The 834-nt window shown below is 58.0% G+C and carries 1 protein-coding gene and 1 pseudogene; both read left to right on the top strand.

Annotation, left to right across the window (positions count from 1 at the left end):
• Window positions 1-351: hypothetical protein (locus J5224_RS31520; protein ID WP_264628920.1), on the top strand; the 351-nt coding region annotated here is incomplete at its 5' end.
• Window positions 348-834: pseudogene (recD, locus tag J5224_RS31515) on the top strand (exodeoxyribonuclease V subunit alpha); the annotation flags it as partial. The gene J5224_RS31520 and the pseudogene recD, both read left to right, overlap by 4 nt.

Below are 834 nucleotides of genomic sequence, written 5' to 3'. Positions count from 1 at the left end.
CTGGTGTTTTGCTGGCAGGGCCGTTACTACCTGCTGGATTATAAGTCCAACTGGCTGGGAGAAAACGCCAGTGCCTACACGCAGTCTGCCATGCAAGCAGCAATGATGGCGCACCGTTATGATTTGCAGTACCAACTGTACACGCTGGCTCTGCATCGCTATTTGCGCCATCGGGTGCCGGATTATGACTACGACCGCCACATCGGTGGCGCGATCTACCTGTTTTTGCGCGGTGTCGACCCGGTACTTCCCACGAATGGTATTTTCACCCAGCGCCTGCCGCGAGAATTTGTCGAACACCTCGACAGCTTGTTCAGCGGTGAAGTGGCTCTGTCAGGAGAACGCCAATGATGGACTTGCTGGCGACGGCTATGGAACGCCAACTGCTGCGCCCTCTGGATGTACAGTTTGCGCGGATGCTGACCGATGGGCAGCCTGCGCCGGTGCAACTGGCGGCGGCGTTAGTGAGCGCAGCGGCGGGTGCGGGCAACGTCTGTTTGCCTTTGGCGGAATTGCACCCTGAAACCCTGTTTGATGGACGCGATCCTGCACTGGCGCGTGCGCTGTGGGAGCTCGCTGGGCTGCCGGATAGTAAGGCGTGGCAGCAAATCCTGCTGGCTTCGCCCGCCGTGAGCGATGGACATGAGACAACGCCGCTGGTGTTGCAACACCAACGGCTTTATCTGCAACGCAATTGGCTGAGTGAAGTGCAGGTGGCGGCCTTTTTTACCGAGAGCCATGTTGTTGATATTCAACCTGATCCCCTTGCCGTGCGTCGTGTGTTAGACCGCTTGTTTTCGCCGCTTGACGCCGAGGTGGATTGGCAAAAAGTGG

It is taken from the genome of Candidatus Symbiopectobacterium sp. NZEC135 (genome assembly GCF_025962695.1).
Note: the sequence above shows the minus strand (reverse complement) of the source record. Positions and strands in the feature narration are given on the sequence as shown.